We start from the raw sequence: 13199 nt of genomic DNA on the forward strand, positions 1-13199 counted from the left end.
AAAGTGTGATCGATAGCAATTTAACTCCAAGCCAATGCGGAAGCTTGTTGCAATACGTTTAACGTTGTCAGAAGTTAGGAGGGCTATTAATTACGAGCCATAAAATAATTAGCTCCACTCCGATCCCGGCGGGAGTCGCGATGATATGAACTCCTTCGGGCTGGCCTTAGGCGGCGGGAACCGCGATTTTTACCCTGGAATACTATGCTGATCCCATCAAAACTGAGCCGCCCGGTACGGCTGCAAAATACCGTGATCCGCGATCGCCTGTTGGCCAAGCTGGCCAGCGCGGGCAACTATCGCCTGACACTGGTCAATTGCCCGGCGGGATACGGAAAAACCACGCTGGTCGCCCAGTGGGCGGCCGGGAAAACCGACCTCGGCTGGTATTCGCTGGACGAAAGCGACAACCAGCCGGAACGCTTCGCCAGCTATCTGATCGCCGCGCTGCAGCAGGCCAGCGGCGGCCACTGCGTGAAGAGCGAGGCGCTGAGCCAGAAGCATCAGTACGCCAGCCTGTCGGCGCTGTTCGCCCAGCTGTTTATCGAACTGTCCGACTGGCACCAGCCGCTGTACCTGGTGATTGACGACTACCATCTGATCACCAACGACGCCATCCACGAAGCGATGCGATTTTTCCTGCGCCATCAGCCGGAAAACCTGACGCTGCTCCTGCTGTCGCGCACCCTACCGCCGCTCGGCATCGCCAACCTGCGGGTGCGCGATCAGCTGCTGGAAATGGGCACGCAGCAGTTGGCGTTCAATCACCAGGAAGCCAAGCAGTTCTTCGATTGCCGGCTGGCCGCGCCGCTGGAGCAGCACGACAGCAGCCGCCTGTGCGATGAGGTCGAAGGCTGGGCCACCGCCCTGCAGCTGATTGCGCTGTCGGCCCGTCAGTCCGCCTCTTCCGCCCAGCTGTCGGCCAAGCGGCTGGCGGGGCTGAACGCCAGCCATCTGTCGGACTACCTGGTGGACGAGGTGCTGGATCGCGTCGACGCCGAGGCGCGCGCCTTCCTGCTGCGCTGCTCGGTGCTGCGTTCGATGAACGACGCGCTGATCGTCCGCCTGACCGGCGAAGACAACGGCCAGCAGCGGCTGGAAGAGCTGGAGCGCCAGGGGCTGTTTATCCACCGCATGGACGACACCGGCGAATGGTTCTGTTTCCACCCGCTGTTCGCCACCTTCCTGCGCCAACGCTGCCAGTGGGAGCTGGCGCTGGAGCTGCCGGGGCTGCATCGCGCCGCCGCCGAAGGCTGGCTGGCGCTGGGCTATCCGACCGAGGCCATCCACCATGCGCTGGCGGCCAGCGACGTCAGCATGCTGCGCGACATCCTGCAACAGCACGCCTGGTCGCTGTTCCACCACAGCGAGCTGGCCCTGCTGGAAGAGTGCCTCAACGCCCTGCCGTATGAGTGCCTGATCCTAAATCCCAAGCTGGCGCTGCTGCAGGCCTGGCTGGCGCAGAGCCAGCACCGCTACGGCGAAGTGAATACCCTGCTCGAGCGCGCCGAACGAACGATGCGCGAGCAGAAGGTTGAAGTCGATCAGACGCTGCACGCCGAATTCGACGCCCTGCGCGCCCAGGTGGCGATCAACGCCGGCAAGCCGGAAGAAGCCGAGCGTCTGGCGACCGAAGCGCTGAAGTTCCTGCCGCTGTCCAGCTATTACAGCCGCATCGTCGCCACCTCGGTGACCGGCGAAGTGCATCACTGCAAAGGCGAGCTGGCGCGCGCGCTGCCGATGATGCAGCAGACCGAACAGATGGCGCGCCGCCACCAGACTTACCACTACGGGCTGTGGGCGCTGCTGCAGCAGAGCGAGATCCTGATCGCCCAGGGCTTTCTGCAGGCGGCCTACGAAACCCAGGACAAGGCGTTCGAGCTGGTGCGCGAGCAGCACCTGGAGCAGCTGCCGATGCACGAGTTCCTGCTGCGCATCCGCGCGCAGATCCTGTGGTCGTGGTCGCGGCTGGACGAAGCCGAAGACGCCGCGCGCGCCGGCCTGAAGATCCTCGCCAACTACCAGCCGCAGCAGCAGCTGCAGTGCATCGCCATGCTGGCCAAGTGTTCGCTGGCGCGCGGCGATCTGGACAACGCCAACGCCCATCTGCAGCGCTGCGAAGCGCTGTTGCACGGCGCGCAATACCACCGCGACTGGCTGACCAATACCGACAAATCGCGGGTGATCCACTGGCAGATGACCGGCGACGCCGCCGCCGCCGCCCAATGGCTGCGGCAGACCGAAAAGCCCGGCATGGCGGACAACCATTTTACCCAGGGCCAATGGCGCAATATCGCCCGGGTGCAAATCCTGCTCGGCCAGCATGACGAGGCCGGAGTGGTGCTGGACGAACTGAACGACAACGCCCGCCGGCTGCGGTTGATGAGCGATCTCAACCGCAACCTGCTGCTCAGCAACCAGCTGTACTGGCAACAGGATCGCAAAGGCGAAGCGCAGCAGGCGCTGATCGAGGCGCTGTCGCTGGCGAATCGCACCGGTTTTATCAGCCACTTCGTTATCGAGGGCGAGGCGATGGCGCAGCAGCTGCGCCAGCTGATCCAGCTCAATACGCTGCCGGAGCTGGAGCAGCATCGCGCCCAGCGCATTCTGCGCGACATCAACCAGCATCACCGGCATAAATTCGCCCATTTTGACGAGAACTTCGTCGATAAGCTGCTGACTCACCCGCAGGTGCCGGAGCTTATTCGCACCAGCCCGCTGACCCAGCGCGAATGGCAGGTGCTGGGGCTGATCTATTCCGGCTACAGCAATGACCAGATCGCCGGCGAGCTGGACGTGGCGGCCACCACCATCAAAACCCATATCCGCAATCTGTACCAGAAGCTGGGGGTCGCCCATCGACAGGAAGCGGTGCAGCAGGCGCAGCAATTGCTGAAAATGATGGGGTACGGCGCCTAAAAACCACAACCTTGCTCTGGTCTTAATTGCCGCAGAGTTGGTTACAATACCGGCGTCCCCCAATCTACGAGGCAGTCAGCAGTATGGAACAGTTTGAAGCGATCAACGTTGAGCAGGCGCACAGCCGTTGGCAAGACGGCAGCGCCGCCCTGGTCGACATCCGCGATCCGCAAAGTTTTGAAGCCGGGCATACGCCGGGCGCCTTCCACCTCACCAACGCCAGCCTGCCGGCGTTCATGCAGCAGAACGATTTCGATCGCCCGGTGATGGTGATGTGCTACCACGGCAACAGCAGCCGCAGCGCGGCGCAATACCTGTTGCATCAAGGGTTTGACGCGGTATACAGCATCGACGGCGGCTTCGAGGCCTGGGCGCGCCAGTACCCGCAGGACGTTGAAACCTCCGCCTAATTTGGCCCGCCGATCGCCGGCGGGTTGCTTTTCTTCGCCGTCGGCCGGCGTTTTTACTGTTTTTCACCGATCCCTTGTTTGCGCTCAGGATTTCGACGCTATAATCGGCCGTCTGGGCCGTCGACGCCAAAGCGGCGGCTAAAATCATTCACTTAGACGGAAGAGCAATGGTTAGAGTAATCGCCGTATCCAACCCGCGCCTGGCGCTGGCCTTTGTCGACTATATGGCGACCCAGGGCATCCGGCTTGAGCTGCGCAACAGCGGCGAGGCGGCCGAAATCTGGCTGGCGGACGACAGCCGGCTGGAGCAGGTGCAACATGAGCTGCAGCAGTTTTTGGTCGATCCGCTTAACCGCCGCTACCAGGCCGCCAGCTGGCAGACCGGCCATACCGACGCCGGCCTGCACTACCAGAGCGAATCCTATCTGCACACCTTGCGCAGCAAGGCCGGGCCGCTGACGCTGAGCGTGATGGCGCTGTGCATTGCGGTGTATATCCTGATGCAGCTGCTCGGCGACGACGTGGTGATGTACTGGCTGTCATGGCCGCAGGACAGCAGCCAATACCTGCAGCTGTGGCGCTGGGTCAGCCATGCGTTTCTGCACTTCTCGCTGCTGCACATCGTCTTCAACCTGCTGTGGTGGTGGTACCTCGGCGGCCCGATGGAAAAACGCCTCGGCGCCGGCAAGCTGTTCGTGCTGGCGGTGGTGTCGGCGTTTTTCAGCGGCTGGGCGCAATCGCTGTTCAGCGGCGCGCTGTTCGGCGGCCTGTCCGGCGTGGTCTACGCGCTGATGGGCTACGCGTGGCTCTCGGGCGAACGCGCGCCGGAGCGCGGCCTGATGCTGCCGCGCGGCCTGATGGTGTTTTCGGTGCTGTGGCTGGTGGCCGGATATTTCGATATTTTAGGAATGTCGATCGCCAACGCGGCACACGTGGCCGGTTTAGTGTTAGGGTTATTGATGGCATTTTGGGACACGCGTCATCGCGCGCACAACGAACAATAACAGCCAGGACCTATGCCCACCGCAGGGTATACCGGGCGTTTTAGGGGATTATCGTGAAGCAAACACAGCGTCATGACGCAATTATCGAGCTGGTGCGCCTGCAGGGTTATGTCAGTACCGAAGAGCTGGTGGAACATTTTGACGTCAGCCCGCAAACCATTCGCCGCGATTTGAATGACCTGGCCGATCAGAACAAGATCCAGCGCCACCACGGCGGCGCCGCGCTGCCCTCCAGCTCGGTCAACGCCGCCTATAACGATCGCAAGGTAATGTGGTCGGAAGAGAAAGCCCGCATCGCCCAGCGCGTCGCCAGCCAGATCCCGGACGGCGCCACGCTGTTTATCGATATCGGTACCACGCCGGAAGCGGTGGCCCACGCATTGATGAACCACAAGAATCTGCGCGTGGTGACCAACAACCTGAACGTCGCCACCCTGCTGACCGCCAAGGAAGACTTCCGTCTGATCCTGGCCGGCGGTGAAGTGCGCACCCGCGACGGCGGCATCATGGGTGAAGCCACGCTGGATTTCATCTCCCAGTTCCGGCTCGATTACGGCATTCTCGGCATCAGCGGCATCGACATGGACGGCTCGCTGCTCGAATTCGACTATCACGAAGTGCGCACCAAACGCGCAATTATCGAAAATTCCCGCTGCGTCATGCTGGTGACCGACCACTCCAAATTCGGCCGCAACGCCATGGTCAACCTGGGCAACATGAACCTGATCGACTACCTGTTCACCGACCAACTGCCGCCGCCCAGCGTGATGAAAATCATCGAACAGTACGACGTGCAGCTGGAGCTGTGCTGAGCCGGCCCCAACGCGTTCACTCCCCCGGGGCGCCGCCCGCCGCGCCCGTTTAACGCCTGCTTTTTCGCTGGGTTCAGCCTGCTGAACCCGCACTCGCCCGCGTCCATATCCCTCCTTTTTGTATAACTACTACCGGCAAACTGTTAGCTCTATCACGCCTAAATGTTTTTGTTTGGTTAAGTCTTGGCTTGTTTGTTGGTTTTTGATTACAATCATGAGCGAAAACGAACATGAAAGAGCTATTTCGAACATCTGGAGGAAGATGACGTGGAAACCAAAGACTTGATCGTTATCGGTGGCGGCATCAACGGTGCCGGCATCGCGGCGGATGCTGCCGGGCGCGGGCTATCGGTACTGCTACTGGAAGCGCAAGACTTGGCCTGTGCTACGTCTTCCGCCAGTTCCAAACTGATCCACGGCGGCCTGCGCTACCTGGAACACTATGAATTCCGTCTGGTGAGCGAAGCGCTGGCCGAACGCGAAGTGCTGCTGAAGTTGGCGCCGCACATCGCGTTCCCGATGCGTTTCCGCCTGCCGCATCAGCCGCACCTGCGTCCGGCCTGGATGATCCGCATCGGCCTGTTCCTGTACGATCACCTGGGCAAACGCACCAGCCTGCCGGGCAGCAAGAGTTTGCGCTTTGGACCAGAATCGGTGCTGAAGCCTGAACTGAAGCGCGGTTTCGAATATTCTGACTGCTGGGTCGACGACGCTCGCCTGGTGGTGCTGAACGCGCAGGAAGTGGAAAAACGCGGCGGCGAAGTGCGCACCCGCACCAAAGTCACCCGCGCATGGCGTGAAAACGGCCTGTGGATGGTGGAAGCGGTCGATATCGACAGCGGCAAAACCTTCACCTGGCGCGCCAAGGGCCTGGTGAACGCCACCGGCCCATGGGTGAAGAATTTCTTCGACGACGGCCTGAAGCTGAAATCGCCTTACGGCATCCGCCTGATCAAAGGCAGCCACATCGTGGTGCCGCGCGTGCATGACCAGCCGCAGTCCTACATTCTGCAGAACGAAGACCACCGCATCGTGTTCGTGATCCCGTGGAACGACGAGTTCTCCATCATCGGCACCACCGACGTGGAATACCACGGCGATCCGAAAGATGTGAAGATCGACGAGAACGAAATCAACTACCTGCTGAAGGTGTACAACGATCACTTCAAGAAGCAGCTGGGCCGCGACGATATCGTCTGGACCTACTCCGGCGTGCGTCCGCTGTGTGACGACGAGTCCGATTCGCCGCAGGCGGTGACCCGCGATTACACCCTGGACGTGCACGACGAGCAGGGCAAGGCGCCGCTGCTGTCGGTGTTCGGCGGCAAGCTGACCACCTACCGCAAGCTGGCTGAGCACGCGATGGAGAAGCTGGCGCACTACTACCCTGGCTGCGGCCCGGCGTGGACCAAAAACGGTTCGCTGCCCGGCGGCGACATCGGTGGCGATCGCGACGCCTACGCCGCCAGGCTGCGCCGCGAGCACGGCTGGTTGCCGGAATCCCTGGCGCGCCGCTATGCCCGCACCTACGGCAGCCACAGCGAGCTGATCCTGGCCGGCGCCAACGCCCTCAGCGATTTGGGTGAAGAGTTCGGCCACGGCCTGTACGAAGCCGAGCTGCGCTACCTGATCGAGAAAGAGTGGGTGGTGGAGCTGGACGACGCCATCTGGCGCCGCACCAAGCTGGGCATGTGGCTGGACGACGCGCAGCAGGCGCGGGTGAAGGCCTGGCTGGCGCAACACGCGAAAGCGAAAGCGCTGTCGCTGGCTTCCTGAGCCAACGCATAAGGAAAAGGCCGCTTGCGCGTAATGCCAGTCAGTTAAGCCTGACTGGCATTTTTTTATCCAATTTCTGTACGCTCCGTGCAGGCGGAATTGCCGTAAATACCCTGCATTTCTCTGCTACCGCAATGTACGGCAATTGGAGGGGCCGAAGGCGCGGCCCCTCCACCCGCGCCTTCGCTTAACACCGTCTGTCCGCTGCGCGGATACCCTCGCCGCGCCTGCGTTGTCGGGCGGGTCGGCTACGACAAACGTCCCTGTTAGTCTCGCCTCAACCGGCCTTCCCTGGCCGGTTGCCCCTGACAACGCCGTCTTGCTCGGCAGCCGGCGATGCGCGCCCAAGGTCAACACCCGAATCTGCAGCCACCGGGCAACTTGTCCCCTCCGTTTGATATTGCGTTATGGAAGACAGTGAAAATGATGGGATGAGCACGATGTTAGGCGCCCTTGAAGACGCCGAACGCAGGAGCGGCGCATAGGCGAAACCGCCAAGGACGGCGGTTTCAGGCGAGACAGGCAGGGACGCCTGTCGTAGCCGGCCGTGATGCGACGGGACGGAGGGAGGACAAATCTGTCAGGAACAGATTTGAACGCTGCTTGCAGCGGCCCCGAAGGGGCGAGGCCCAAGGATGGGCCGAGTAACGTTGGCACAGCCAACCGTCTGATAGGCCGAAGGCGCGGGTTGCAAGGGACCGCGCCCACGGTCCCTTGCTCGGTCGAGGCGCGTGATCCTCATGGCGCATCTCCCCTTTATCGACCGAAAATTTCACGGACGCCTGCAGAAAACGCTAACTGACAAGCATTACCGCTTGCGCGGCCTTTTTTATTACAGCTTGATCGGCTTGATGTGCCAGATTTCGTCCGCGTATTCCTGAATGGTGCGGTCGGAAGAGAAGTAGCCCATGTTGGCGATGTTCAGCACCGCCCGCCGCGTCCAGTCATCCTGATTGCGGTACACCTCATCCACCTTGTCCTGCGTGTCCACATAGCTGCGGTAGTCCGCCAGCAGCTGGTAGTGATCGCCCAGGTTCACCAGCGAGTCGAACAGGTTGCTGTAGCGCTTCGGTTCTTCCGGGCTGAACGCCCCGGTGGCGATTTGGGTCAGCGCCTGATGCAGCTCCGGATCCTGCTCATAGTAAAGATGCGGGTTGTAACCGTTGCGGCGCAGCGCCTCCACCTGTTCGGCGGTGTTGCCGAAGATAAAGATGTTCTCCTCCCCCACGTGTTCCAGCATCTCGACGTTGGCGCCGTCCAGCGTGCCGATGGTCAGCGCGCCGTTCAGGGCGAACTTCATATTGCTGGTGCCGGAAGCCTCGGTGCCCGCCAGCGAGATCTGTTCGGAGAGATCCGCCGCCGGAATGATGATCTGCGCCAGGCTGACGCCGTAGTTGGGAATAAACACCACCTTCAGCTGGGTATGCACCCGCGGATCGTTATTGATCACCTTGGCCACGTCGTTGATCAACCGAATGATCTGCTTGGCGGCGTAGTATGCCGAGGCCGCCTTGCCGGCGAAGATCACCACCCGCGGCACCCGTTCGATTTCCGGCTCCTGCAGCAGGCGGTTGTACAGCGTGATCACGTGCAGCACGTTGAGCAGCTGTCGCTTGTACTCGTGGATGCGCTTGATCTGCACGTCGAACAGCGCGTCCGGATTGACCACCACGTTGAGCGTCTTGGCGATATAGGCCGCCAGCCGCTCCTTGTTCTGCCGCTTGGCGGCCTGCACCGCCTGCAGGAAGCTCGGGTAGTCGACGTTGGCCTTGATTTCGCTCAGCTGGCTGAGATCGGTGCGCCAGGTCTGGCCGATGCTGTCGTCCAGCACCGCCGCCAGCGGCCGGTTGGCCAGCCCCAGCCAGCGGCGCGGCGTTACGCCGTTGGTTTTATTGCAGAAACGATTGGGGAACAGCCGGGCGAAGTCGGCGAACAGCGACTGCACCATCAGCTCGGAATGCAGGGCGGACACACCGTTGACCTTGTGGCTGGCCACTACCGCCAGCCACGCCATGCGCACCCGCCGGCCGTTGGTTTCGTCGATGATCGACACCCGCGCCAGCAGATCGTTGTCGCCCGGCGCCACCTCCTGCACCTGCTTGAGGAAGTGGTCGTTGATCTCGAAAATCAGCTGCAGGTGACGCGGCAAAATGCGGCCGATCATGTCCAGCGGCCAGGTCTCCAGCGCCTCGCTCATCAGCGTGTGGTTGGTGTAAGAGAACACCTGCTCCACCACCGCCCAGGCGTCGAGCCAGCTGAACTTGTGTTCGTCGATCAGCCGGTGCATCAGCTCCGGAATCGACAGCACCGGGTGCGTGTCATTGAGGTGAATGGCGATCTTGTCCGCCAGGTTGTCGAAGGTCTTGTGCATCGTCCAGTGGCGGTTGAGGATATCCTGCACCGTGGCCGACACCAGGAAATACTCCTGCCGCAGCCGCAGCTCGCGCCCGGAATAGGTCGAGTCGTCCGGGTACAGCACGCGCGATACGTTTTCCGAGTGGTTTTTATCCTCAACCGCCGCAAAGTAGTCGCCCTGATTGAATTTGCCCAGGTTGATTTCGTTACTGGCCTGCGCGCTCCACAGCCGCAGGGTATTGGTCGCGTCGGTGTCGAAGCCGGGGATCACCTGATCGTAAGCGATGGCCACCACCTCCTCGGTTTCCAGCCAGCGCGCCTTGGCGCCCTCCAGCTGCACCCGGCCGCCGAAGCGCACCTTGTAGCGGGTGTTATGGCGCGGAAACTCCCAGGGGTTGCCGTACTCCAGCCAATAATCCGGCGATTCCATCTGCTGGCCGTTGACGATGTTCTGCTTGAACATGCCGTATTCGTAGCGAATGCCATAACCGCGCCCCGGCAGCGCCAGCGTGGCCAGCGAATCGAGGAAGCAGGCGGCCAATCGGCCCAGGCCGCCGTTGCCGAGGCCGGGATCGTTCTCCTCTTCCAGCAGCTCGGCCAGGCTCAGCCCCATCTCGTTCAGCGCGTCGTCGATATCCTGATAAATGCCCATCGACAACAGCGCGTTCGACAGGGTGCGGCCAATCAGAAATTCCATCGACAGGTAATACACCTGCCGCACATCCTGTGACAGCTGGGCGCGGTTGGAACGCAGCCAGCGCTCCACCATGCGGTCGCGCACCGCGAACAGCACGGCGTTCAGCCAGTCATGCTGATTGGCGATGGCCGGGTCCTTGCCGACGATGAACATCAGCTTGTAGGCGATGGAGTGTTTCAGCGCTTCAACACTGACCGTGGGTGAGGTGTAACTAATCGGTGAAGTCATAGCTTTTCGATCCCAAGTGCGTGGTTACAACAAGCGTTGATATACCCAAAATAATTGGCGCTGCATCAAGGCGGCAAGGGAACTTATCCCGATGAACTTACTTCAGTAAGTGATTCGGGTAAGTGAGTGCAGCCAACACCGAGGCAGCGTCAAATATGACGGGAATAAAGTGACAGATAAGCCTTTGCCGCTATCTGCCAGCCAAAGTCCACGCCCATGGCGTGGCGCTGGACGTGACGCCAGTGTTTAGGCCTGCTCCACAGCACCATCGCGCGCCGGATAGCGTTACCCAGGGCGGTGGCGTCACAATCGTCAAACACAAATCCGCTGGCGGTGCCGTCGGCCAGGTTCTCCAGCGCGCAGTCCACCACCGTATCCGCCAGCCCGCCGGTGCGCCGCACCAGCGGCAGCGTGCCGTATTTCAAACCGTAGAGCTGGGTCAGGCCGCAGGGCTCAAAGCGGCTCGGCACCAGGATCACGTCGGCGCCGCCGATGATGCGGTGCGAGAACGCTTCGTGGTAACCGATCTGCACCCCGACCTGCTCCGGATAGTCGGCGGCGGCGGCCAGAAACGCCTGCTGCAGCACCGCGTCGCCGGCCCCCAGCAACGCCAGTTGGCCGCCCTGCTCCAGCAGCGCCGGCAGCGCCTCCAGCACCAGATCCAATCCTTTTTGGCTGGTCAGGCGGCTCACTACCGCAAACACCGGCAGCGATTCGTCCACCTTCAGCCCCATCGCTTTCTGCAGGTGCAGCTTGTTTTTCACCTTGTTTTTCAAATCGTCGGCGTCGTAGCGCGCGGTCAGCCGCGGATCCTGGGCCGGGTCCCAAATCTTGTCGTCCACGCCGTTGAGAATGCCGCTCAGCCGCCCCTGGCGCTGGCGTTCCTGCAACAGCCCCTCCATGCCGTAACCGAACTCCGGCCGGGTGATCTCGCGGGCATAGGTCGGGCTGACGGCGGTGACGTGATCGGCATAGAACAGCCCCGCCTTGAGGAACGACATCTGGCCGTAAAACTCCAGCCCGTAGAGGTTGTAGAACGACGGCGGCAGCCACAGCTCGGCGACGTGATGGGCCGAGAACAGCCCCTGATAGGCCAGGTTGTGCACGGTGAACACCGAACGCGCCGGGTGGCCGTTGGCCGCCAGGTAGGCGCAGGCCAGCCCGGCGTGCCAGTCGTGGGCGTGCACCACCTGCGGCCGCCAGTAACGATCCAGCCCCTTGGCCAGCTCGCAGGCCATCCAGCCCAGCAGCGCAAAGCGGCGGTGGTTGTCGGCGTAGGCGTACATCGATTGATCGTGGTACGGGCTGCCCGGCCGGTCATACAGCCAGGGGGCGTCGATCAGATACACCCCCACGCCGTGATAGCTGCCGTAGCGCAGGCCGACCCGGCCGGCGAACGAATCGATTTCCGCCACCGGCACGGTGTCGGGTATGCCGTTGCGTACGTCAGGAAAAGCGGGCAATAACACCCGAACGTCGGCGCCTTCGGCAATTTGCGCCGCCGGCAAGGCACCCACCACGTCTGCGAGCCCACCCGTTTTCAGCAGGGGGAACATTTCAGAACATACGTGTAAAACCTGCATTATCACTCCTGAAAGTCGGCCAAAGGCCTCTGGATAAGAAATAAGGCAGGCTTGCCGCCGTGTTAATCCCGCGTTGCGCAAGCCAGCGAAACGTTCATCCGGCGGCAGGTTATCGTTCTGCCGCCCAGGTTAACTCACAACTTTGACAACATTTCGCGCGTCACCAGCACAATGCCGCCTTCCGAACGATAAAAACGCTTGCTGTCTTCGTCGGCGTTTTCACCGATCACCATGCCCTCGGGGATATGGCAGGCGCGGTCGATGATGCAGCGCCGCAGGCGGCAAGAGCGGCCGACGTTCACGTCCGGCAGCAATACGGTAGAGTCGATGGTGCAGAACGAGTTCACCCGCACCCGCGGGAACAGCACCGAATGCACCACCACCGAACCGGAGACGATGCAGCCGCCGGACACCAGCGAGTTCATGGTCATGCCGTGGCTGCCGGAACGGTCCTGCACGAACTTGGCCGGCGGCAGCGGCTCCATATGGGTGCGGATCGGCCAGGCGCGGTCATACATGTCCAGCTCCGGCGTCACCGAGGCCAGATCGAGGTTGGCGCGCCAATAGGCTTCCAGCGTGCCCACGTCGCGCCAGTACGGCGGCAGGTCGGGGTTGGACGTGACGCAGGACAGGGTGAACGGGTGCGCCCACGCCGCCTTCTGGGCGGTGATTTTCGGCAGCAGATCCTTGCCGAAGTCGTGGGTGGAGCCGGGGGTCGACATATCCTCTTCCAACAGCCTGAACAGGTAATCGGCGTTGAAAATGTAGATGCCCATGCTGGCCAGCGACATGTCCGGGTTGCCCGGCATCGCCGGCGGATTGGCGGGCTTTTCCAGGAACTCGAGGATCAGGTCGTTTTCGTCCACGTTCATCACGCCGAATTCGCTGGCCTCGTTGCGCGGCACCGGCAGGCAGGCGACGGTGCACTGCGCGCCCTTTTCGACGTGGTCGATCAGCATGCGCGAGTAATCCATCTTGTAGATGTGGTCGCCCGCCAGGATCACCACGTACTCGGCCTCGTAGCGGCGGATGATGTCCAGGTTCTGGTACACCGCATCCGCCGTGCCCTTGTACCAATGCTCGGTGCTGAGGCGCTGCTGGGCCGGCAGCAGGTCGACGAACTCATTCATTTCTTCGTTGAGGAACGACCAGCCGCGTTGGATGTGCTGCACCAGGGTGTGCGACTGGTATTGCGTGATCACGCCGATGCGGCGGATACCCGAGTTCAGGCAGTTGGACAGGGCGAAATCGATGATGCGGAACTTGCCGCCAAAGTGTACGGCAGGCTTGGCGCGGGTTGAGGTTAAATCTTTCAGGCGCGAACCGCGGCCGCCGGCCAGGATCAGGGCAACGGACTTGATCGGCAGTTGGCGCGCCAACATCAGGGGGTCGTTATTTTCAAACCTAACCATAGC

At 61.8% G+C, this 13199-nt stretch carries 8 protein-coding genes; 5 read left to right on the forward strand and 3 right to left on the reverse strand.

Annotated features, from left to right (window positions below):
- Positions 1 to 204: 204 nt before the first annotated feature.
- The 5 genes from malT to glpD all read left to right on the forward strand — a co-directional run bounded on the left by malT (position 205) and on the right by glpD (position 6921).
- Positions 205 to 2919 (forward strand): HTH-type transcriptional regulator MalT, encoded by a 2715-nt coding sequence (malT, locus tag D7I37_RS05755; protein WP_129543436.1) that lies wholly within the window; start codon positions 205 to 207, stop codon positions 2917 to 2919.
- 83 nt (positions 2920 to 3002) lie between these two features.
- A complete protein-coding gene (gene glpE / locus D7I37_RS05760) occupies positions 3003 to 3329 on the forward strand; it encodes a thiosulfate sulfurtransferase GlpE (RefSeq protein WP_061799007.1) in 327 nt (108 codons plus the stop codon).
- A 167-nt stretch (positions 3330 to 3496) separates the two neighbouring features.
- Positions 3497 to 4333, forward strand: coding sequence for a rhomboid family intramembrane serine protease GlpG (gene glpG / locus D7I37_RS05765; protein ID WP_061799009.1), 837 nt, complete (start codon positions 3497 to 3499; stop codon positions 4331 to 4333).
- A 53-nt stretch (positions 4334 to 4386) separates the two neighbouring features.
- A complete protein-coding gene (locus D7I37_RS05770; protein WP_004930797.1) occupies positions 4387 to 5145 on the forward strand; it encodes a DeoR/GlpR family transcriptional regulator in 759 nt (252 codons plus the stop codon).
- Between the two features lie 267 nt (positions 5146 to 5412).
- Positions 5413 to 6921 carry a glycerol-3-phosphate dehydrogenase gene (gene glpD, locus D7I37_RS05775; RefSeq protein ID WP_061799011.1) on the forward strand — a complete coding sequence of 503 codons (1509 nt, stop codon included), beginning with the start codon at positions 5413 to 5415 and terminating at the stop codon, positions 6919 to 6921.
- Positions 6922 to 7753: 832 nt separating this feature from the next.
- Here the strand turns inward: glpD and glgP are convergent.
- The 3 genes from glgP to glgC form a co-directional block, all read right to left on the reverse strand.
- The gene (gene glgP / locus D7I37_RS05785) at positions 7754 to 10201 is read right to left on the reverse strand and encodes a glycogen phosphorylase (RefSeq protein ID WP_095099699.1); all 2448 of its coding nucleotides are present in this window, start codon (positions 10199 to 10201) and stop codon (positions 7754 to 7756) included.
- Positions 10202 to 10350: 149 nt separating this feature from the next.
- Positions 10351 to 11784: a glycogen synthase GlgA gene (gene glgA / locus D7I37_RS05790; RefSeq protein WP_061800622.1), complete on the reverse strand. Its 1434-nt coding sequence runs from the start codon at positions 11782 to 11784 to the stop codon at positions 10351 to 10353.
- A 134-nt stretch (positions 11785 to 11918) separates the two neighbouring features.
- Positions 11919 to 13196: a glucose-1-phosphate adenylyltransferase gene (gene glgC, locus D7I37_RS05795; RefSeq protein ID WP_061800620.1), complete on the reverse strand. Its 1278-nt coding sequence runs from the start codon at positions 13194 to 13196 to the stop codon at positions 11919 to 11921.
- Positions 13197 to 13199 lie beyond the last annotated feature (3 nt).

The sequence above is a fragment of the Serratia sp. 1D1416 genome, assembly GCF_003641105.1.
Lineage (GTDB): Bacteria > Pseudomonadota > Gammaproteobacteria > Enterobacterales > Enterobacteriaceae > Serratia > Serratia ficaria.

Bases quoted from the DNA above. Each gene is read 5' to 3' on its own strand.
- malT (WP_129543436.1), top strand. From the start codon at position 205: ATGCTGATCCCATCAAAACTGAGCCGCCCGGTACGGCTGCAAAATACC.
- glpE (WP_061799007.1), top strand. From the start codon at position 3,003: ATGGAACAGTTTGAAGCGATCAACGTTGAGCAGGCGCACAGCCGTTGG.
- glpG (WP_061799009.1), top strand. From the start codon at position 3,497: ATGGTTAGAGTAATCGCCGTATCCAACCCGCGCCTGGCGCTGGCCTTT.
- glgP (WP_095099699.1), bottom strand. From the start codon at position 10,201: ATGACTTCACCGATTAGTTACACCTCACCCACGGTCAGTGTTGAAGCG.
- glgA (WP_061800622.1), bottom strand. From the start codon at position 11,784: ATGCAGGTTTTACACGTATGTTCTGAAATGTTCCCCCTGCTGAAAACG.
- glgC (WP_061800620.1), bottom strand. From the start codon at position 13,196: ATGGTTAGGTTTGAAAATAACGACCCCCTGATGTTGGCGCGCCAACTG.